Source organism: Lonepinella sp. BR2271, assembly GCF_051851515.1.
GTDB lineage: Bacteria > Pseudomonadota > Gammaproteobacteria > Enterobacterales > Pasteurellaceae > Lonepinella.
The window spans coordinates 62,962-82,432 of record NZ_JBPDVF010000007.1 but is presented as its reverse complement, the minus strand read 5'-3'; the positions used below and the strand labels follow the sequence as shown (position 1 = coordinate 82,432).

The following is a 19,471-nucleotide window of genomic DNA, read 5'->3' as shown; positions in this document are numbered from 1 at the left end:
GGATAAATAATGAATTTTTGGTATACCCATTCCAAAATCGCTTATCTTTTATTACCACTGGCTTGGCTTTTTGGCTTAATCAGTGGTTTGCGTCGTTTTTTATTTAGAGCGAAGATTTTAAAATCCTATCGTTCGCCCGTTCCCGTCATTATCGTCGGTAATTTAAGCGTCGGTGGGAATGGCAAAACCCCCGTGACGATTTGGCTTGTGGAACAATTGCAAGAAAGGGGAATAAAGTGCGGTGTGATTTCTCGTGGTTATGGTAGTCAATCTGATCATTATCCACGCTTAGTCAGTGCTGATGATGATCCCATTCAATCGGGTGATGAACCTTTATTAATTGCCAAACGAACGGGTGCACCAGTTTGTATCTCGCCTAATCGTCAACAGGCGATTGAATTATTATTAGAAAAACACCCTTGTGAGGTGATTATCAGTGATGATGGTCTGCAACATTATAAATTACAACGGGATATCGAAATCGTGGTGATGGAGGCCGAACGAGGACTAGGAAATGGATTATTATTACCCGCTGGCCCATTACGTGAAACAGCGAGCAGATTAAAAGATGTCGATATTGTCATCACAAATGGGGCAGAGAATGGTTATTCTAATGCGGTGATGACACTTGTTCCGCATTATGCCGTTAATTTAGTGACGGGTGAAAAACGTTTATTAAGTGAAATAAAACAGGCACAAGCCATGGCGGGTATTGGTAATCCAAAACGTTTCTTTACTATGTTACAGGGTTTAAATATTCAGCTCACCCATACTCAACCTTTTGTCGATCATCAAGCCTATCAAGCCACATTATTTACTGGCTTTGATCCAGAACAACCCCTATTAATGACCGAAAAAGATGCCGTGAAGTGCGGTGCATTTGCACAAAAAAATTGGTGGTATGTGCCCGTTGAGGCAGAAATATCCGCTACCACAAAAACACCGCAAAAAATCACCGCACTTTTGGATAACATCATTCATTTAGTTAAGGATAAAAAATGACAGCTTTTAGTGTAATTATTCCCGCCCGTTTTGCCTCCAGTCGCTTACCCGGCAAACCGTTGGCAGACATTGCGGGCAAACCCATGATTCAACATGTGTGGGAAAAAGCCCAACAATCGGGGGCAAGCCGTGTGATTGTGGCAACGGACAACGAGCAAGTGGCACAAGCAGTGCGAGAGTTCGGTGGCGAGGTGTGCATGACTTCGGAAAGCCACAATTCAGGCACAGAACGCTTGGCAGAAGTAGTACAAAAATTAGGCTTGCCTGCTGATGAAATTATCGTCAATATTCAAGGGGATGAACCCTTAATTCCGCCTGTCATTGTGCAACAGGTGGCAGAAAACTTACAAAAATATCAAGTCAATATGGCAAGCCTTGCGGTGAAAATTGACACCCCAGAAGAATTGTTTAATCCCAATGCGGTAAAAGTAATCACCGACAAAAACGGCTATGTGTTGTATTTTTCTCGTGCCGTGATCCCTTGGGATCGGGATCAATTTGCCCAGCTACAACAAGGGCAAAAAGGTGAACTTCAAGAAAAACAACTTCAATTACAACCGCACTATTTACGCCACATTGGCATTTATGCCTATCGTGCAGGGTTTATCCAGCAATATATGAAATGGCAACCCACTGCGTTAGAGCAAATTGAAAGCCTTGAGCAATTACGGGTACTTTGGCATGGTGAACGTATTCATGTGGAACTGGCAAAAGAAGTACCTGCGGTGGGGGTGGATACGCCAGAAGATTTGGAGAAAGTGCGGTGTATTTTGGGTAAGTTTTAGTGACTTAAACAAGTAACAAATTTTTCTTTACAAAATAAGTGGCTTTCTATATCATGCTTCTCTTCTTTTACATTAAAAAATAAGTTGAACAATTATTGAGGTATTTTATGAAGAAAGCACTTTTAGCCACCTTATTAGCTTCTTTAGCTATTTCCGCTCAAGCTCATCGAGTTTGGATGCAAACAGATCACACTCATGGTGGGGAAATTTTAAAAGCCGATTTAGGTTATGGCGAATTTCCCACTTTAGAACAAATCCCTGAAAAACGTTTACATTTCTTTGAACGTGGCGTGACCTTATTTACCGCTCAAGGCAAACAAAAATTAGTCCAAAAAGGCGAACATAACTACCATTTTGAAACCGAAAAAGCCGTAGAAGAGGGGAGTTATATTGTAGCAGGCGAATATAAACCAACCTTTTGGTCTAAAAACGCTGAGGGTTGGAAGCAAGCGGATATGAAAGATACGCCGAATGCCACTTATTGCGAATTGACTTCTATGTATGGCAAAAATATTGTGAATGTAGGACACGAAAGTGCTGCCGTGGATGTAATTACTAAGCAAGTGGGTCACGAGCTAGAAATCGTGCCAATGGATAATCCTGCTAATATTAATGTGAGCGATTTATTTAAAGTCAAAGTATTGTACCGTGGCGAACCGTTGCCAAATGTCACCTTGACGGCGACCTTTGATGGTTTTGATACCGCTGATAATACCAAAACCCATAAAGTGGAGGCGCAAGCCTTTTCTGATGTCACTTTAGATGACGGCACGGTAAATATTATCCCATTACGTCAAGGCTTTTGGAAAGCACAGGTGACTTATGAAGTGCCATTTAAAGATCAAACCCAATGCCAAGTGGCAAAACATTATGCGACCTTGACCTTTAATATTGGAAAACAATATCACTAGTTGAAATCTGTTGACAGATTTGGCATAATAAAAAGGAACAATTTCGTGGTGGAAATTGTTCCCTTTGAGTTAAGTTAAATGGATTCTACATAATGCCAGTGGTATCACCCTTGAGTGATACACAGAGTAGAATAATAATCAACCACTTAACTATCATTAATATAGTTTTTAGTTTCATATTTTTATCCTCATTGGTAAAAATTAAAACAACAAGGATCTACTTGCAACCCAACAGGTGCGAACTGGCGGATTGCAATGCAGATCCACCTACTTTTAGACACTATAAAAATAGTCGTCAAAAGCAACGATATTATACAAACCCTTGTATATAAGTACAAGGGTTTTATTTTTAATTGCAAGATAATAATTATGTTCGATCACAAAACTTTTCTTAAAAACGTCACGCACGATTCCGGTGTTTATCGCATGTTTGATAAAGCCGATCAAGTGATTTATGTGGGAAAAGCCAAGGATCTAAAAAAACGCTTGTCGAGCTATTTTCGTGCCAATTTATCCAGTCCAAAGACCGAAGCCTTAGTGGCGGCGATTTATCGTATTGAAACCACGATTACAAGTAGCGAAACCGAAGCCCTGTTGCTGGAGCATAATTACATTAAGACCTATCAGCCACGTTATAACGTGTTGTTGCGTGACGATAAATCCTATCCCTATATTTTACTGACTAAAGAACGTCACCCTAGACTCACCGCCTATCGTGGTGCGAAAAAAATTGCAGGCGAATATTTCGGGCCTTATCCTCACGCTGGAGCGGTGCGTGAAACCCTGTCATTATTGCAAAAATTATTTCCCGTGCGGCAATGTGAAAATGCGGTGTACAATAACCGTTCTCGCCCTTGTTTACAATATCAAATCGGGCGTTGTGCCGCCCCTTGTGTGAGCGGTTTGGTGACGGATGAAGAGTACGACCAGCAAGTGAACTATGCCCGACTTTTTTTGCAAGGCAAAGACAGCCAAGTGTTGGAGCATTTAATTGGTAAAATGGAAAAGGCGAGTGCTACGTTGGATTTTGAAAATGCCGCCCGTTATCGGGATCAAATTCAAGCGGTGCGTTCTATTATTGAAAAACAATTTGTTAGCCAAGACAGGCTAGACGATATGGACATTATTGCTATCGCTTACCAGTTGGGCGTGGCGTGCGTACAGGTGCTGTTTATTCGGCAAGGCAAGGTGCTAGGCAATCGCAGTTATTTCCCCAAAGTGCCTGCTAATACGGATTTGAGCGAGTTGACCGCCACTTTTGTGGGGCAATTTTATTTGCAAGCCCACCTTGGGCGAACCGTGCCAAATAGCATTGTGGTGGATCATAAATTAGATGAAAAAGCCGAATTAGAAACTTTGCTCACGGAACAAGCTGGTCGCAAGGTTGTGATTCAAGATGCAGTAAAAGGCAATAAAAGCAAATACTTACAGCTCGCCCAAATGAACGCCAAAGCGGCATTAAGTCTAAAATTAAAAGAAACCAGTTTAATCAGCGAACGTTATATCGCTTTGCAAAACCTGCTCGGTATGGAAAAAATTCAACGGATGGAATGTTTTGACATCAGCCATACCCAAGGCAATCAAACCGTGGCATCTTGCGTAGTATTCAATGAAAATGGGGCGTTAAAATCCGATTATCGCCGTTTTAATATTGAGGGCATTACGGGCGGTGATGACTATGCCGCCATGGAACAAGCCCTGAAAAAACGCTATGATCGAGAGCTAGACCCCGACAAAATCCCTGATGTCATTTTTATTGACGGTGGCAAAGGGCAATTAAATCGGGCGTTGCAGGTGTTTGAAAATCTACAAGTAAAATGGGACAAAAACGCACCGCACTTAATCGGCGTGGCAAAAGGCGTGGATCGCCGAGCAGGGCAAGAAACCCTGATTTTAAGCAAATTCGGCAAAGAAATTCATCTTGATCCTGATGATTTGGCGTTGCATTTAATTCAACAAATCCGTGATGAAAGCCACCACCACGCCATCACAGGACACCGCAAAAAACGCCAAAAAGCCTTTACCCAGAGTGGTCTTGAAACCATTGTAGGGGTCGGTGCAAAACGCCGCCAAGCCTTGTTAAAATATCTCGGTGGTTTGCAAGGGGTGAAAAAAGCGACTTTAGATGAAATCGCCAGCGTGCCAGGGATTTCTAAGGCGTTGGCAGAAGTGATTTTTGAAACCCTAAAAGATTAATTATTAAGGAAACCAATATGTTAGATAACACATTATTAGGCTTAACCCACGAACAGCAACAACAAGCTGTGGAACAAATCCAACAGCTAATGGAACAAGGGATTCCAGCAGGGCAGGCGATTAAAATGGTGGCGGAGCAGTTGCGGAAGGAATTTGAGCGGGGGGAATGAAAAACTGCGGTGTTTTTTACCGCAGTTTTTCCTTTTTAATCAATCTGTTAAAGAAGAATACTACCAATTACAGACAATCCAAATCCCACCAAACCAATTAAGGTTTCTTGCACTGTCCAAGTTTTAAACATGGTTTTGGTGTCAATTTCAAGAAAACGGCTCACCAGCCAGAAACCGCTGTCGTTGACATGAGCCAACACCGTTGCCCCTGAAGCAATGGAAATCACGATAAAGCAGAGATCAAATTCGCTTAATCCTGTGGTAGCCGCAACGGTCGGGGCAATGAGTGCGGAAGTGGTAGTAATTGCCACGGTGGCTGAACCTTGAGCTACACGCAAAGCGGTGGAAATCAGGAACGCGGCGACAATCACAGGCATGCCCGTGTCAGCAAATAAATGGGCTAATTCATCGCCAATGCCCGTGGCACGCAATACGCCCCCAAACATACCGCCTGCACCTGTGACTAACACGATAGCACAAATTGGACCCAGTGCGTTGTCGCAGATTTTCTCAATTTGTTCTACGCTACGTTGTTGTTTTAATAGCAAAATTGTGACTAATAAGGTAATCAATAATGCCACAGGTGTTTTGCCGAGCAAACGTAGGCTTTCCACCCAAAGATCTGTGCCGTCCACAATTTTCATTACTTCCAAGGTGTTTAACACCGTGTCTAACATAATTAAACAAAGCGGCAACAATAGAATAAATAACACCTTGCGAAAACTTGGTGGATTTTGCACCGCGGTTTCGTTAATTGGAGCAGCATTTAAAAAGGATTTTGGTAGCGGTAAATGGAATTTACGCCCTAAAAATGTGCCGTATAAATAGGCGGCGAAATACCAAGTTGGCAAGGAAATAATGATCCCAATTAAGGTCAATAAACCAATGTTTGCTCCAAGTAAATCCCCTGAAGCCACAGGACCGGGGTGCGGTGGTAAGAAAGCATGAGTGACGGCAAATGCCCCTGCAGCAGGAAAGGCATAACGGAATAGCGATCCGCCGAATTGTTTGGCGACACTAAAGATAATCGGCAACATAACGACTAAACCTGCATCAAAGAAAATCGGGAAACCGAACAACAAGGAAGCTACGCCCAAGGCAAAGGGAGCTTTTTGTTCACCAAATTTATTGATTAAGGTATCAGCCAGCACTTTCGCACCGCCTGTGATTTCAAGTAACCGCCCAATCATTGCCCCAAGACCCACGAGCAAGGCGACACTGGCAAGCGTGCCACCAAAGCCATTTAACATGGTAGGGATAATTTTACTGACGGGCATGCCTGTCACCAAAGCGGTCAATAAACTGACTAAAACTAATGCCACAAAGGCGTGCACTCTGAACTTGATAATCAGCAAAAGCAACAGAGCAATAGAGGCAATAAGGGTGAAAATTAACATAATATGTTCCTTATAAAAGATTAAACCGCAGCCAACATACCACCATCAACAAACAACAAATGTCCGTTGACGAAGTCAGATGCTTTTGAACTTAAAAAGACCGCTGCACCGATCAATTCTTCAGGGTTTCCCCAACGGGCGGCAGGGGTACGTTTGCACAGCCAGTCGGAAAATTCTTTGTTTTCAACCAACGGCTTGGTTAATTCGGTTTTGAAATAACCAGGGGCGATGCCGTTGACTTGAATGTTATAGCGAGCCAGTTCTACGCACATACCACGGGTGAGCATTTTCACCGCCCCCTTGGATGCCGCATATGGCGTGATAGTGTCACGTCCGAGTTCGCTTTGCATTGAACCGATATTGATGATTTTGCCTTGTTGGCGTTTAACCATGTAACGAGCCACAATTTGCGATACGATAAATACGGATTTTTGATTGACCCGAATCACTTCGTCATATTCCTGTTCAGGAAATTCACAGAACGGATGACGGCGTTGGATGCCTGCGTTGTTAATCAACACGTCAATCACCCCGATATGTTGTTCAATATGATCTACTGCTTGTTGAATGGCTTGGGTGCCGGTAATATCAAAAGCGACAGCGTGGGCTTTGTAGCCTTTGGCGTTGAGTTCATCAGCAACTAATTGAGCTTTTGCTTGACTCGTGCCGTTGATAATCACTTCCGCCCCAAATTCCGCCACGCCTTCAGCGAGCAAGCGACCGATACCCCGAGTCGAACCCGTAATTAAAATACGTTTATTGTTTAGGGAAAATAAGTCTTTCATTATGAGCGTCCTTTAAAAGGTGAGTTGCACTTTGGAAATTTCATTTTTGTTGGTGGCGGTTTGTAATGCCTGTTCCAACTGGTGAAAATCAAAGGTCGCCGAATGGAGTGGTGTCGGATCAATCTTGCCTGAACCGAGCCATTCCACGGCGGTGTTAAATTCTTCTACAAAGCGGAATGATCCTTTCCAGTTGATTTCTTTGGCGATTAAAGTCATGGCGTTAAATTGTGGCACAGCACCGCCCATGCCAATTTGAATCACCGTGCCACGGGCTTTGACCACGGCAAAGCAACGCTCAATGGATGACGGATGACCTGATGCTTCAAAACACACATCAAATTCGCCTTTGTGAGCGAGATACAGGCTAAAATCGCCGTCTTGAGCGTTTAACACCCTGGTTGCCCCCATTTGTACTGCTAAATCTAAGCAGCGTTGACTGACATCTGTGCAGACAATTTCTGTTGCACCCAATGCTTTCACGGCTGCCACGGTTAAACAGCCAATGGGTCCAACGCCCGAAATAAATACTTTTTTGCCTTGTAAATCGCCTGCTTGTTTCGCCGCATGAATGGTGACGGCTAAAGGTTCGGCAAATACCATAATTTCATCTTTGGCATCTTGCGGATAAGGGATACATTGTGCGTTATCCACCACTTTATATTGAGTAAAACCGCCGTCAACGTGGGGGTTATACATGGCACTGCCAAAAAATCGCATGGTTTCGCATTGATTGCTTTCGCCGCTTAGGCAATATTTGCAATGTTGGCAAGGCTTACTGGGATTAATTGCAACTTTTTGCCCAACGTATAAATTGGGATCGTTGGTTTTTTCAATAATCCCGATGACTTCATGACCTAAAATCATCGGATGTTGCACCGCAAAATTGCCCACTTTGCCGTGTAAATAGTAGTGCAAGTCAGATCCACAGATTCCACCACGAGTGATTTTAATCAAAGTTTGATCCGCACTTTTTTTGTCAAATTCAATTTCTTGTGGCATCACGTCAACGGATTTTTCGCCTTTGACCACACAAGATAAGGTGTTTATGTTCATTTTTGTTGTCCTTATTTTTTAGCAAGGTTTCTTGTTACGGGTAACATATTCATTTTTGTCATGGGAGTAAAGTATCTTTTGTCAAAATTGTGAAGTACGTCACAATTTTTTTGAAAAAAGTTAAAATTTGCTCACCTGAAAGCAAAACTTTGTGATCCAGATCACAAAAATAAATGTTACCAGTAACGATATTTTGAAATTTAGGGTTAAAATAGCGAAAAATAAAAATTGAAAGGAAAAAATTGATGAATGAAAGCGTATCTCAAGGCTCAAGTTTTATTTTAATGGGCGTTTCTAGCACAGGCAAAACTTCCGTTGGCACAGCAGTCGCCAATAAATTGGGGTTAAAACTGATTGACGGGGACGATTTGCACCCGAGAGCCAATATTATCAAAATGCGACAAGGGCATCCGCTTAATGACGAAGATCGCCTGCCTTGGCTAGAACGCATCCGAGATGCCGCTTTTAGTTTGGAACAAAAAAGCGAAAAAGGCATTATTGTGTGTTCAGCCTTAAAGAAAAAATACCGTGATTTGATCCGAGATGGCAATGGAAATGTGAAATTCTTGTTTTTGCACGGCAGTTTTGCATTGATTTTGGAACGAATGAAACAACGCAAAGGGCATTTTATGAAAGAAGAAATGCTCAAAAGCCAATTTGATACCTTGGAAATTCCACAAGCGGATGAGCCAGATGTGATTGCGGTTGATATTGAGGGTAGTTTTGATGAGGTGGTGGAGCGGTGTGTTAGGGCGTTGGAACCGTTATTAGATTTACAGCATAAAGAATAAGGATTATAATTAACCTGTTTATATATCTACGAGAACAAGTCTATGTTTAAAGAAAAAGGTTATGATGAGTTTGTGAATGAATGTGTTCGCAAAGGTCGGGAAGAAAAACAAGCAGGTTTAGGTTTTACTTTAGAACAAGCAAAAGCCAGTTCTAAACAAGTGATTGAGCGTAAATCACAAGAATTAGATGATTTTATTAAAAACGTTGCTTATGCCTAAATTAACAATTCTTCCGCAAGCATTACAACAGATAAACGAAATTTTAGTTAATGTTGTTGAATTTACAGGATTTGATGTAAGCGGAATCCGGTTATCTGATGAAATTTATGAAAAAATAGAACGAATTGCGTTTATGCCACTTGCTATTGGGCGTTTGCGAGATGATGGCTCAAGAGAAGCCTTCGCAAGAAAATATAGAATTGTGTATGATTTTAATGAAATCGCAGATGAAGTGGTTATTTTATCGGTGATTCATAGTAGCCGAATCTATCCCCGTCCTGAAAATTAAACCGTTTCCCCCAAATGAATCTCATATCCCAAATTAATAATACGGCTTTGTTGGGGCAGTCCGTTAATGCGATTGAGTAATTCTTGAGCGGCAACTTTGCCGATGTCCAATCTTGGCGTGATGACCGTAGCAAGTTGAGGCGTAAGAGATTGTCCTACATCGTGTCCGTGAAAACCTGCAATGGCGATTTGTTCGGGAACTTGAATCCCTAAGCGTTGACATTCAAATAATGCCCCAATGGCTAAGTCGTCATTGGTACAAAAAATCCCGTTAATTTCAGGGTGTTGCTTTAAGGCTTGTTGTAAATATTCTGCTCCGAGGGTAAAGGATGATGCCTGTTGCGAACCTACGGTAATTGGTGGTAGGCGGTGTTTTTTCATGGCTTTTTCATAGCCTTGTTGTTTTAGCAAGGTGCGTTTATCTTGGCGAGAGGAAAAATACACAATATGTTGATAACCACGCAAAATCATGGTTTCAACCATCGCCTGTGCCGCCGAAATATTGTCAAAGCCCACCACTTGTTGAATCCCCAGCTCCGAGGTATCCATAATTTCAATCACGGGAATATTGGCAATTTCCAGCATTTTTAAGGTGCGTTTACTGTGCTGATTTTCTGCCAAAATCAAGCCGTCCACATTATAAGACAACAGACTTTCAATGCGTTGTTGTTCTTTTTGTTGACTATAACCATAGTGAGCCAACATCGTTTGATAGCCTGCTTGATCCGTCACAATTTCAATGCCTTTCAACACATCAGCAAACACCGCATTGGTTAAAGACGGCAACAACACCCCAATCGCCCGACTTTTGGCATTGGAAAGCATATCAGGGGCTTTGTTCGGAATATAACCAAATTGCTCAATGGCAACTGCAATTCGCTCTCGCGTTTCCGCTGCTACCATATCGGGATTACGCAAATAACGGCTAATGGTCATTTTGGTAATGCCGAGATGATTGGCGATGTCTTGTAGCGTTGGGCGTTTTTTTTTGGTTTGCATAGTCAAATAAAGCGGAATAGACGATTTTTAGGATTAATTTTCACTATAATACAACTAAATAGGCAAAATTACAGTATAATTAACCATTATTTATCACAAAGGATTCAAAATGATCACAGAGCCTGTGCGACTCACGCAATACAGCCACGGCGCCGGTTGAGGCTGTAAGATTTCGCCTAAGGATTTAGGGACAATTTTACAATCGCAACTGGCGCAATTTGTCGATCCCCATTTATTGGTGGGCAATGATACGGCAGATGATGCGGCGGTGTATGATATTGGCAATGGTGTTGGGATTATCAGCACCACGGACTTTTTTATGCCAATTGTAGACGATGCCTTTGATTTTGGACGGATTGCGGCGACCAATGCGATCAGTGATATTTATGCGATGGGCGGTAAGCCGATAATGGCGATTGCGATTTTAGGTTTTCCGACCAAAGTCTTGCCTGTTGAAATTGCGCAGAAAATTGTGGACGGTGGGCGTTGGGCTTGTCATCAAGCAGGGATTGCTTTAGCGGGCGGTCATTCCATTGATGCTCCTGAGCCAATTTTTGGTTTGGCGGTCACGGGCATTATTGATACGGAAAAAGTGAAGAAAAATGCTTCCGCCACGGCAGGTTGTCAGCTGTATTTAACCAAACCGTTGGGGATTGGGATTCTGACTACGGCGGAGAAAAAAGGCAAATTGCAAGCACAGCATAAAGGGCTTGCCACCGCAACAATGACAAAATTGAATAATATTGGGGCGGAATTTTCAAAAATTGACGGGGTAAAAGCCATGACGGATGTGACTGGGTTTGGCTTACTCGGGCATTTGTTGGAAATGTGTGAGGGGGCGGATTTGAGTGCGGAAGTGCAATTTAATCAGATCAAAACCCTTGACGGCGTATTGGATTATATTGCCCAAGGTTGTGTACCAGGTGGCACCGAACGTAATTTTATCAGTTATGGACATAAAATCTCGGCATTAACCGAGGTGCAAAAAGCGATTTTATGTGACCCGCAAACCTCGGGCGGATTATTAATTGCTGTTGAACCGCAAGCACAGCAACAGGTACTTGATATTGCGCAACAAGCGGGAATTGAATTAATTTCGGTGGGGCAATTAATGGAAAATACGGAGAAAAGTGCGGTGAAAATTCAGGTAATTTCTTAACCCGATAAAAGAAAAAAACCGCTATCGAAATGGGATAGCGGTGGATCTTTAAAATAAAGAATTTTGAAAAAAACGACTGCGATATAAAGGATCATCAAGATATGCAGTGCACTAGCAATTACTCAGACTAGGCAAATTAAAATTAGTTCAGATTTTTTTCATTTTTTTGTAAAAAAGCCTGAATTTGTTTTTCAATTCCGTCTGCATTCAATCCAATTTCCGCCAACATTTCTTGTTGTGTCCCTTGTGCAATGAATTTATCGGGTAAGCCTAGCTGTAAAACTGCGGTGTTTTTTTGCAACGTATTTAATATTTCTGTTACGCCAGTACCCGCCCCGCCTAAAATAGCATTTTCTTCTAAGGTCACAATGACATCATGCGTTTCCGCAATATGGCGAATGCAGTCTATGTCTAATGGTTTCACAAAACGCATATCTACCACTGTGGCGTTAATTTTTTCAGCAACCTCTAACGCATTGGGTAACAAGGTACCGAAATTTAAAATCGCAATTTTTTCACCGCACTTAATGGTTTTGGCTTTACCAATGCCTAAGGTTTGTAATGGTTTAAGATCGACCCCAATGGCATTGCCACGGGGATAACGCACGGCAGCAGGTTGGCCACAATGTAAGCCAGTGTAAAGCATTTGACGACATTCGTTTTCATCACTTGGCGTCATAATCACCATATTTGGAATACAGCGCATAAAACTTAAATCAAATGCCCCTTGGTGCGTTTGTCCGTCTGCGCCCACAATGCCTGCTCGGTCAATAGCAAATAACACTGGTAAATTCTGGATCGCCACATCATGAATTAACTGATCGTAAGCACGTTGCAAGAATGTAGAGTAAATAGCCACCACAGGTTTATAGCCACCAATGGCTAAACCCGCCGCAAAGGTGACGGCATGTTGTTCCGCAATGGCCACATCAAAATATTGCTCAGGAAAACGTTCAGAAAAGGCGACCATGCCTGATCCCTCACGCATAGCGGGGGTAATGCCGATGATTTTAGGATCTTGTGCCGCCATTTCGCATAACCAATCACCAAAGATTTTGGAATAGGTGGGTTTGCTGTTCGATTTGGGTAATTCATAACAGTTCGGATCGAATTTTGGCACGCCATGATAACCGATAGGATCTTTTTCCGCCGGTGCATAGCCTTTGCCTTTTTTGGTGCGAACATGCAAAAATTGAGGGCCTTTGAGCTCACGCATATTGCTGAGGGTCGCCACCAGATCTTCAATATTATGGCCATCAATCGGGCCGATATAATTAAAACCAAGTTCTTCAAATAGCGTGCTTTCAGGCGAAAATACCACGCCTTTCATATGTTCTTCGGTTTTCTTCATAAAGTTTTTAATGGTCGGCACTTTATCCAGAATTTTTTTGCTGCTATCTCGCACCGTCGAATACATAGAACCCGAAAAAATCCGTGCTAAATGATTGTTTAATGCCCCCACGTTTTGGGAAATAGACATTTCGTTATCATTTAAAATCACCAACATATCCGTATGTACCGCTCCCGCATGATTTAAGGCCTCAAAGGCCATGCCTGCGGTAATCGCACCATCTCCAATTACACAAACCGTCTTGCGTCCTGCGTTTTCTTTTTCTGCGGCAATAGCGATACCTAAACCAGCGCTGATGGAGGTGGACGAATGGCCGACGCTCAACACATCAAATTCACTTTCTTCACGCCATGGGAACGGGTGCAAGCCGTCTTTTTGGCGAATGGTTGACATTTGATCACGGCGACCAGTGAGGATTTTATGTGGATAGGCTTGATGTCCGACGTCCCAAATCAGTTGATCGAACGGGGTTTTATACACATAATGCAGTGCAACAGTTAATTCCACGCAACCCAATCCGGAGGCTAAATGACCGCTACTTTGGCTCACACTTTCGAGCAAATATTGGCGAAGTTCATCACAAACTTGAGGCAATTTTTCTTTGCTAAGCGAACGCAAATCGTCAGGCGAATTAATATGTGAGAGTAGGTTGTAATCAGTCATAGGCCGTTGGTTTAAGATTAAATATAAAAGTTGCGTGTATTCTACTAGCTTTTTCGGTTTACTACAAATTCCGCTAAAGATCGAAGTGCCGACGTATCAAATGGGATTTCTTGCAAATTTTGCACCGCAGTTTGGTAGAGTTCTTGCGCTTTTTGTTTTGCGCCGTCTAGCCCGAGTAATTTTGGGTAAGTGCTTTTATCTAAATCGACATCCGATCCCACGGGTTTGCCGATTTCAGCCTGATCGCCCACAATATCCAAAATATCATCTTGCACCTGAAACGCTAAACCAATGGCGTTAGAATAATTATCCAAGTGTTGAGCCAATTTTTGATTGCCAAATTCCGGTGAACAAATAAAGCCCATGGTGACCGCCGCAGACAATAAGGCGCCTGTTTTATTGCGGTGAATGGTTTCTAATTCGCTGAGTGACACCTGTTTATGTTCAGCCAATAAATCCAAACTTTGCCCCAAACACATGCCTTGCACGCCTGACGCTCGGCTTAACACTTGGACTAACGTAAGTTTTTGTTCGGCTGAAAGTGCGGTGTTTTTGGTGAGAATGTCAAAGGCAAAGGCTTGCAGGGCGTCGCCCGCTAAAATCGCTGTGGCGTGGTCAAAAGCAATATGACAAGTAGGCTGTCCACGGCGGAGATCGTCATTATCCATGGCAGGCAAATCATCATGAATCAGTGAATAAGCATGAATACACTCCAACGCCGCCGCCGCATAATCCAACTGTTCAAGATTAGCTCCCAACATCCGCCCCGTGGCATATACCAAAAACGGACGAATCCGCTTGCCACCGAGCAATAAGCCGTATTTCATTGCCTCCGCCAAGGGTGACGAATAACATTGAATATCATCAAATTGCGCCAGCATAAAAGCGTTAATGCGTTGCTGAATTTCGCTTAAATCTTGCTTAAAATTGTATGTCGTCATCTTGTTGCCCTTGATGATAGTCGTTCAATTCTGCGGTGGCATTTTTTTGCAATAAAATCTGAATACGTTGCTCCGCCTGTTGCAAACGTTGTTGCCCTAACTTGGCTAAATTTACCCCATTTTCAAAGGTTTTTAACGCGTCTTCTAAGGGCAAATCGCCACTTTCTAACTGATTGACCACTTGTTCTAATTGGGTTAGTGTACTTTCAAAATCTAATTCGGTTTCGGTTTCTTTCGGTTTGCGTGCCATGTGTTGTTCCTGTATCGGGCGATTATGAATGGGGGTATTCTACTTGATTTTTCCCGAATATAAAAATTTCCTGTATAATGCCGTCAAATTTTTATTCAATAGAGTTATTTAAATGAAATTTATCATCAAACTTTTCCCTGAAATCATGATCAAAAGCGACAGTGTTCGTAAGCGGTTTATTAAGATTTTAACCAGCAATATTCGCCAAGTATTAAGTAAACATGACGACACCTTGGCTGTCGTTCGACATTGGGATTTTATTGAAGTGCGGTCAAAAAATGAAGAATTTCGACCGCAGTTAATTGAATTGATTGGGCGTATTCCGGGGATTCATCATTTTCTTGAAGTGGAAGAAAAACCATTTACCGATCTACACAATATTTTTGAGCAAACCCTTGAACAAGTGGGTAACAGCCTGAATGGCAAAACCTTTTGTGTGCGAGCTAAACGCCGTGGACAACATCCGTTTAGTTCATTGGAAATTGAGCGTTATGTGGGCGGTGGGTTAAATCAGCATATTGAAACCGCCCGAGTGAAATTGAAAAATCCTGATGTGACGGTACGTATTGAAGTAGAAAATGATAAATTAATTTTTATTAAACAACGCTTTGAGGGGATTGGTGGTTATCCGATTGGGACACAAGAAGATGTGCTTTCCTTGATTTCGGGTGGCTTTGATTCAGGCGTGTCCAGTTATATGCTGATTCGTCGTGGTAGCCGTGTGCATTATTGTTTCTTTAACCTTGGCGGAGCCGCACATGAAATCGGTGTGAAACAAATGGCATATCATATTTGGCACCGTTACAGCAGCTCGCACAAAGTACGGTTTATTGCGATTAATTTTGAAAATGTCGTTGGCGAAATTTTAGAAAAAGTCGACAACGGGCAAATGGGCGTGGTGTTAAAACGCATGATGGTGCGTGCCGCTAGCCGTGTTGTTGAGCGTTTTGCTATTGAGGCTATTGTGACGGGCGAAGCCTTAGGGCAGGTGTCGAGCCAAACCCTGACCAATTTACGCTTAATTGACGAAGCCAGTTCTGCCTTGGTGTTGCGACCGTTAATCACCCACGATAAAGAACAAATTATTGCGATGGCAAAACACATCGGCACGGACGATATTGCTAAATCCATGCCTGAATTTTGTGGGGTCATTTCCAAAAATCCAACGGTAAAAGCCGTGCGAGAAAAAATTGAAGCCGAAGAACAGAATTTTGATTTCAACGTATTAGAAACTGCGGTGCAAAATGCGCAATATTTGGATATTCGTCAAATTGCCGAACAAACGGAAAAAGAAGTCATTTCCGTAGATACCGTTTCTGTGTTGGGCGAAAATGATGTGATTTTGGATATTCGCAGTCCTGAAGAAACCGATGAAAAACCGTTGAATGTCGACGGTAAAACGGTGCAATTAATGCCATTTTACAAACTCAGTTCTCAATTTGGCAATTTGGATCAAAACAAAAATTATGTGCTGTATTGCGAACGGGGCGTAATGAGTAAGTTACAAGCCTTGTATTTGAAAGAGCAAGGGTTTGAAAATGTGCAAGTGTTTAAAAAATAAGTAAAATAAGGTGCATTTTTGCACCTTACATTTTATTTTCATCCACTTCCCGAAATGCCCCCACGGTTTCCCCTTGAAACAATTCTCTTGGATCAAACCGCCGTTTTTGTGGTTGTAGGCTCAATGGATAGGTTTGTTTTTTGGCGATAATGGCATAAATATTGCCTAAAGATTGCTGTTGATGAATCTCAAAATTGAGTAAATGCAGCCAGTCAATAATGCGGCAAGGCAAGAAATGGCGGAATGGTAAGGCTGGACGTTGAGCGTAATTTATTTTTTGTTTAAATAACAATCCGCCAACGGGATTAAAAATAGACAAAAATAAATAGCCATCATCGGTTAAAATACGTTGGATTTCACGCAATAATTGGTGGGGATCCTGCATAAAGTTAAGCGTATTGGCAGCAATGCAAACGTCTACGGATTGATTTTCAAAGGGCAATTCGGCAAGATCGCCTTGAATCAGTGAATAGCCGTTTTGGCTAGACAGTGCGGTTAATTGGCTGTTGCTGTCGGGGGTGAGGACAAAATGATAGGGGAGTGACATTTTGCATTCCAATTCGGCACTTAATCCGCCCAAACGCACTAATTGTTTTCCTGTTATTAAGGGCGAAAATTTGGCAAAATAGTCCCCGAGCGTGCTGCAATATTGTTCGCCTTTTTGTACTTGTTGCCAGCTAGACGGCAATTTAAATGCCTTTGCTGATTTTGCTTGCCAACGTATGTGTGCCATATTCAACCTTTGTGAGAGAAAAAAATGTTAAACGCTATTCCTGCCCTTAATGATAACTATATTTGGCTGTATTCACGAGATAATTTATCGGTAATTGTGATCGACATTCCAGAAATTTCGCCTATTTTATCATTTTTTGAACAAAATCCTTATAAAATCACCGCACTTTTGTTGACGCATAACCATAATGATCATGTGGCGGGTGTGGCAGAATTTAAACAGCATTTTCCTGATGTGCCGATTATTGGATCGTCAGAATGTGCTTATTTAGGGTTAAATCACGAGATCAACGAGGGAGAAATTGTAGTTGATGATTATAAAATTCAGGTGATTCCTACGGGCGGACATACAGCAAATCATGTGAGTTTTGTGGTAGATGGGCATTTATTTAGTGGTGATTGTTTATTTTCAGCGGGCTGCGGTCGGGTGTTTACGGGGGATTATGCGCAGATGTTTGATTCGCTCCAACGTTTAAATGCCTTGCCAGATAACACCTTAGTTTGTGCAGGGCATGAATATACGTTGAGCAATTTAGCCTTTGCAGAAACCGTGGTGAGCGAGAAAAGTGCGGTGCAAAATCAGCGAGTTTGGGTGGAACAGTTGAGAAAGCAAGGCTTATCCAGTATGCCGACAAAATTAGGGTTGGAAAAAACAATCAATCCATTTTTAAACGCAGATAATTTGGCGGAATTTATCAGATTAAGACAGGCTAAGGATCGGTTTTAGCCAGAAAAATTGGGGCAAATAATATGCCCCAGTGAGTTTCGGTTAGGTTAAGTTAAACAACGAGCCTGTTGGCTGGCCCTGTAAAATCCGAATGCCGGTTTGATCTTGATTTGGGAATACACGCCCAGAAAACACTTTTTCACCGTTATTAATAAAGATTTCAAACACGGATTTATCCACGAAAATGCGAGCGGTGGTGAGTTGTTTTTCAATGCCACAACGGCGAACGGTACCAAATTTTTCGGCAAATTTTTCACCGCAGTTTGTACGATCCACAATGATTTCGCCTTTTTCGGTATCTACCACAAAACTTAAGCCATGACCTTGCTTGTCTGCCATTAAAACGATTTCGTGGCGTTGGTTTGGGCTAAATTCAAGGTTGAGTTCGTAGACATTATTGGTGGTTTGTTTTTCCGCAAACGTTTCTTCACTTTTTCTGAGTTTGACCATGTCAGCCACCGGGTTTTGGCACAATTTGCCGTTTTTTAGGCTGAGTTCTTTGACGAGCGATAAGCAACCTTGATAGTCAAATTTATCCGTTGGGTAGTCCATATCAGGCAAAGCAAGCCAACTGATACACAAGGCACGTCCGTCTGGTGCGTTGAAAGGTTGAGTGGCGTAGCATTCAAAACCGTAGTCAAATTGTTGTAATGGGGTTGGGTTGACTAATACAGCCTTTTCCACATCTAAATCGTCTGCAATTTTAAACATATTCGGGTAGATATTTTGGTAATCCAGTACGTTTTTATCTAAACCTTGCGGACAATAAATTAATACAGGTTTGCCCTCTACAAACACGATATTAGGGCATTCCATCATATACGCCGTGTTATCATTGGCGAAATCGAGATCATGGATATATTGCCAATTTTGGTAATCATTGTTGACAGCCTTATAGAGTTTAATAATCCCTTTTTTGGCCAGATTTTGGCCACCCACAATGGCGTAATATTGTCCTTGATAGTCAAAAATTTGCGGATCACGGAAATGATCGGTCACGTCATCAGGTTGAGCAATCAGTATTTTATTGATCTTTTCAATCTTGCCGTTCTGATCCATTAACGCCCCGATTTGGTAAGGGTGGCGCACCCAGTTTTCATCTCGCACATTACCGGTGTAAAACAAAAATAATTTGTCGCCAAATTGCATGGCGGACCCCGAATAAGCGCCGTGGCTGTCGAGTGGTGTATCGGGGTACATCAGGGTGCCAATTTCTTTGAAATGCACTAAATCGGAACTTTCCGTATGTACCCAAGATTTCAAGCCGTGAGCGGCGCCGAATGGGAAATATTGGTAAAACAGGGTAAATTTGCCGTTAAAATAAGAAAAACCGTTGGGATCGTTAAGCAAGCCGTGCGGTGTTTCAATATGAAATTGGGTTCGCCATGGTGAAAGTGCGGTGTTTTTTTTAATTTTTTCTACATATTCTGCAGGCCAATCTGCATAAGGGCGATAGCGTTGTTCGGTGGTAAATGCCATATTTTCTCCAAA

General features: G+C 42.3%; 20 protein-coding genes. 11 read left to right on the top strand and 9 right to left on the bottom strand.

Translation table 11 applies throughout. From position 1 onward, the window contains the following. Window positions 1-9 precede the first annotated feature (9 nt). The 5 genes from lpxK to ACTG7X_RS07160 all read left to right on the top strand — a co-directional run bounded on the left by lpxK (window position 10) and on the right by ACTG7X_RS07160 (window position 5,064). Window positions 10-1,002, top strand: coding sequence for a tetraacyldisaccharide 4'-kinase (gene lpxK / locus ACTG7X_RS07180; protein WP_439257831.1), 993 nt, complete (start codon window positions 10-12; stop codon window positions 1,000-1,002). Next, window positions 999-1,787: a 3-deoxy-manno-octulosonate cytidylyltransferase gene (gene kdsB / locus ACTG7X_RS07175; RefSeq protein WP_439257830.1), complete on the top strand. Its 789-nt coding sequence runs from the start codon at window positions 999-1,001 to the stop codon at window positions 1,785-1,787. The genes lpxK and kdsB overlap by 4 nt, the downstream gene beginning before the upstream one ends. Window positions 1,788-1,894: 107 nt before the next feature. Beyond that, window positions 1,895-2,698, top strand: coding sequence for a DUF4198 domain-containing protein (locus tag ACTG7X_RS07170; protein WP_439257829.1), 804 nt, complete (start codon window positions 1,895-1,897; stop codon window positions 2,696-2,698). 369 nt (window positions 2,699-3,067) lie between these two features. Beyond that, window positions 3,068-4,894 (top strand): excinuclease ABC subunit UvrC, encoded by a 1,827-nt coding sequence (uvrC, locus tag ACTG7X_RS07165; RefSeq protein WP_439257828.1) that lies wholly within the window; start codon window positions 3,068-3,070, stop codon window positions 4,892-4,894. 17 nt (window positions 4,895-4,911) lie between these two features. Then, window positions 4,912-5,064, top strand: coding sequence for a YoaH family protein (locus ACTG7X_RS07160; RefSeq protein WP_439257827.1), 153 nt, complete (start codon window positions 4,912-4,914; stop codon window positions 5,062-5,064). A gap of 47 nt (window positions 5,065-5,111) precedes the next feature. Here ACTG7X_RS07160 and ACTG7X_RS07155 read toward each other — a convergent pair whose 3' ends face one another. From ACTG7X_RS07155 to idnD, 3 genes are read right to left on the bottom strand one after another with little or no spacing between them, the layout of a single operon-like run. Further along, a complete protein-coding gene (locus ACTG7X_RS07155) occupies window positions 5,112-6,461 on the bottom strand; it encodes a GntP family permease (protein WP_153985868.1) in 1,350 nt (449 codons plus the stop codon). A 20-nt stretch (window positions 6,462-6,481) separates the two neighbouring features. Further along, the gene (idnO, locus tag ACTG7X_RS07150) at window positions 6,482-7,246 is read right to left on the bottom strand and encodes a gluconate 5-dehydrogenase (RefSeq protein WP_439257826.1); all 765 of its coding nucleotides are present in this window, start codon (window positions 7,244-7,246) and stop codon (window positions 6,482-6,484) included. A 12-nt stretch (window positions 7,247-7,258) separates the two neighbouring features. Further along, on the bottom strand, window positions 7,259-8,299 hold the full coding sequence (idnD, locus tag ACTG7X_RS07145; RefSeq protein ID WP_439257825.1) for an L-idonate 5-dehydrogenase: 1,041 nt from the start codon (window positions 8,297-8,299) through the stop codon (window positions 7,259-7,261). A 245-nt stretch (window positions 8,300-8,544) separates the two neighbouring features. On the opposite strand from idnD, the gene ACTG7X_RS07140 reads away from it, so the two are divergent. Genes ACTG7X_RS07140 through ACTG7X_RS07130 form a run of 3 tightly spaced genes read left to right on the top strand, consistent with a single transcriptional unit; the run spans window position 8,545 to window position 9,598 of the window. Further along, on the top strand, window positions 8,545-9,090 hold the full coding sequence (locus ACTG7X_RS07140; RefSeq protein ID WP_439257824.1) for a gluconokinase: 546 nt from the start codon (window positions 8,545-8,547) through the stop codon (window positions 9,088-9,090). Window positions 9,091-9,132: 42 nt separating this feature from the next. Beyond that, complete coding sequence (locus ACTG7X_RS07135) at window positions 9,133-9,309, top strand: hypothetical protein (protein WP_439257823.1); 177 nt, start codon at window positions 9,133-9,135, stop codon at window positions 9,307-9,309. Then, window positions 9,302-9,598 carry a type II toxin-antitoxin system RelE/ParE family toxin gene (locus ACTG7X_RS07130; RefSeq protein WP_439257856.1) on the top strand — a complete coding sequence of 99 codons (297 nt, stop codon included), beginning with the start codon at window positions 9,302-9,304 and terminating at the stop codon, window positions 9,596-9,598. Before ACTG7X_RS07135 ends, ACTG7X_RS07130 begins: the two co-directional genes overlap by 8 nt. On the opposite strand, the gene gntR is transcribed toward ACTG7X_RS07130, so the two are convergent. After that, window positions 9,595-10,596, bottom strand: a complete 1,002-nt coding sequence (gene gntR, locus ACTG7X_RS07125; protein ID WP_439257822.1) for a gluconate operon transcriptional repressor GntR — start codon at window positions 10,594-10,596, stop codon at window positions 9,595-9,597. The two genes, ACTG7X_RS07130 and gntR, sit on opposite strands and share 4 nt — an antisense overlap. A gap of 112 nt (window positions 10,597-10,708) precedes the next feature. Between gntR and selD the strand changes: the two genes are divergently transcribed. Continuing rightward, complete coding sequence (gene selD, locus ACTG7X_RS07120) at window positions 10,709-11,755, top strand: selenide, water dikinase SelD (RefSeq protein WP_439257855.1); 1,047 nt, start codon at window positions 10,709-10,711, stop codon at window positions 11,753-11,755. Between the two features lie 142 nt (window positions 11,756-11,897). On the opposite strand, the gene dxs is transcribed toward selD, so the two are convergent. The 3 genes from dxs to xseB are packed head-to-tail and all read right to left on the bottom strand — an operon-like array spanning window position 11,898 to window position 14,960. Beyond that, window positions 11,898-13,769 (bottom strand): 1-deoxy-D-xylulose-5-phosphate synthase, encoded by a 1,872-nt coding sequence (dxs, locus tag ACTG7X_RS07115; protein ID WP_439257821.1) that lies wholly within the window; start codon window positions 13,767-13,769, stop codon window positions 11,898-11,900. A gap of 44 nt (window positions 13,770-13,813) precedes the next feature. Further along, window positions 13,814-14,710, bottom strand: a complete 897-nt coding sequence (gene ispA, locus ACTG7X_RS07110) for a (2E,6E)-farnesyl diphosphate synthase (RefSeq protein WP_439257820.1) — start codon at window positions 14,708-14,710, stop codon at window positions 13,814-13,816. Beyond that, entirely contained in the window at window positions 14,691-14,960 is a 270-nt protein-coding gene (gene xseB, locus ACTG7X_RS07105; protein ID WP_439257819.1) for an exodeoxyribonuclease VII small subunit, read from the bottom strand. Before xseB ends, ispA begins: the two co-directional genes overlap by 20 nt. 112 nt (window positions 14,961-15,072) lie before the next feature. Between xseB and thiI the strand changes: the two genes are divergently transcribed. Next, a complete protein-coding gene (gene thiI, locus ACTG7X_RS07100; protein ID WP_439257818.1) occupies window positions 15,073-16,521 on the top strand; it encodes a tRNA uracil 4-sulfurtransferase ThiI in 1,449 nt (482 codons plus the stop codon). A gap of 25 nt (window positions 16,522-16,546) precedes the next feature. On the opposite strand, the gene ACTG7X_RS07095 is transcribed toward thiI, so the two are convergent. Further along, window positions 16,547-17,254, bottom strand: a complete 708-nt coding sequence (locus ACTG7X_RS07095) for a class I SAM-dependent methyltransferase (protein ID WP_439257817.1) — start codon at window positions 17,252-17,254, stop codon at window positions 16,547-16,549. A gap of 24 nt (window positions 17,255-17,278) precedes the next feature. Between ACTG7X_RS07095 and gloB the strand changes: the two genes are divergently transcribed. Further along, window positions 17,279-17,980 (top strand): hydroxyacylglutathione hydrolase, encoded by a 702-nt coding sequence (gene gloB / locus ACTG7X_RS07090; RefSeq protein WP_439257816.1) that lies wholly within the window; start codon window positions 17,279-17,281, stop codon window positions 17,978-17,980. 42 nt (window positions 17,981-18,022) lie between these two features. Here the strand turns inward: gloB and ACTG7X_RS07085 are convergent, their stop codons facing one another. Then, window positions 18,023-19,459: a sucrose-6-phosphate hydrolase gene (locus ACTG7X_RS07085; RefSeq protein ID WP_439257815.1), complete on the bottom strand. Its 1,437-nt coding sequence runs from the start codon at window positions 19,457-19,459 to the stop codon at window positions 18,023-18,025. Window positions 19,460-19,471 lie beyond the last annotated feature (12 nt).

What these genes read in the sequence shown, in the direction of transcription:
- lpxK (WP_439257831.1), top strand. Translation starts at nt 10, where the DNA reads ATGAATTTTTGGTATACCCATTCCAAAATCGCTTATCTTTTATTACCA.
- kdsB (WP_439257830.1), top strand. Translation starts at nt 999, where the DNA reads ATGACAGCTTTTAGTGTAATTATTCCCGCCCGTTTTGCCTCCAGTCGC.
- ACTG7X_RS07170 (WP_439257829.1), top strand. Translation starts at nt 1,895, where the DNA reads ATGAAGAAAGCACTTTTAGCCACCTTATTAGCTTCTTTAGCTATTTCC.
- uvrC (WP_439257828.1), top strand. Translation starts at nt 3,068, where the DNA reads ATGTTCGATCACAAAACTTTTCTTAAAAACGTCACGCACGATTCCGGT.
- ACTG7X_RS07160 (WP_439257827.1), top strand. Translation starts at nt 4,912, where the DNA reads ATGTTAGATAACACATTATTAGGCTTAACCCACGAACAGCAACAACAA.
- ACTG7X_RS07155 (WP_153985868.1), bottom strand. Translation starts at nt 6,461, where the DNA reads ATGTTAATTTTCACCCTTATTGCCTCTATTGCTCTGTTGCTTTTGCTG.
- idnO (WP_439257826.1), bottom strand. Translation starts at nt 7,246, where the DNA reads ATGAAAGACTTATTTTCCCTAAACAATAAACGTATTTTAATTACGGGT.
- idnD (WP_439257825.1), bottom strand. Translation starts at nt 8,299, where the DNA reads ATGAACATAAACACCTTATCTTGTGTGGTCAAAGGCGAAAAATCCGTT.
- ACTG7X_RS07140 (WP_439257824.1), top strand. Translation starts at nt 8,545, where the DNA reads ATGAATGAAAGCGTATCTCAAGGCTCAAGTTTTATTTTAATGGGCGTT.
- ACTG7X_RS07135 (WP_439257823.1), top strand. Translation starts at nt 9,133, where the DNA reads ATGTTTAAAGAAAAAGGTTATGATGAGTTTGTGAATGAATGTGTTCGC.
- ACTG7X_RS07130 (WP_439257856.1), top strand. Translation starts at nt 9,302, where the DNA reads ATGCCTAAATTAACAATTCTTCCGCAAGCATTACAACAGATAAACGAA.
- gntR (WP_439257822.1), bottom strand. Translation starts at nt 10,596, where the DNA reads ATGCAAACCAAAAAAAAACGCCCAACGCTACAAGACATCGCCAATCAT.
- dxs (WP_439257821.1), bottom strand. Translation starts at nt 13,769, where the DNA reads ATGACTGATTACAACCTACTCTCACATATTAATTCGCCTGACGATTTG.
- ispA (WP_439257820.1), bottom strand. Translation starts at nt 14,710, where the DNA reads ATGACGACATACAATTTTAAGCAAGATTTAAGCGAAATTCAGCAACGC.
- xseB (WP_439257819.1), bottom strand. Translation starts at nt 14,960, where the DNA reads ATGGCACGCAAACCGAAAGAAACCGAAACCGAATTAGATTTTGAAAGT.
- thiI (WP_439257818.1), top strand. Translation starts at nt 15,073, where the DNA reads ATGAAATTTATCATCAAACTTTTCCCTGAAATCATGATCAAAAGCGAC.
- ACTG7X_RS07095 (WP_439257817.1), bottom strand. Translation starts at nt 17,254, where the DNA reads ATGGCACACATACGTTGGCAAGCAAAATCAGCAAAGGCATTTAAATTG.
- gloB (WP_439257816.1), top strand. Translation starts at nt 17,279, where the DNA reads ATGTTAAACGCTATTCCTGCCCTTAATGATAACTATATTTGGCTGTAT.
- ACTG7X_RS07085 (WP_439257815.1), bottom strand. Translation starts at nt 19,459, where the DNA reads ATGGCATTTACCACCGAACAACGCTATCGCCCTTATGCAGATTGGCCT.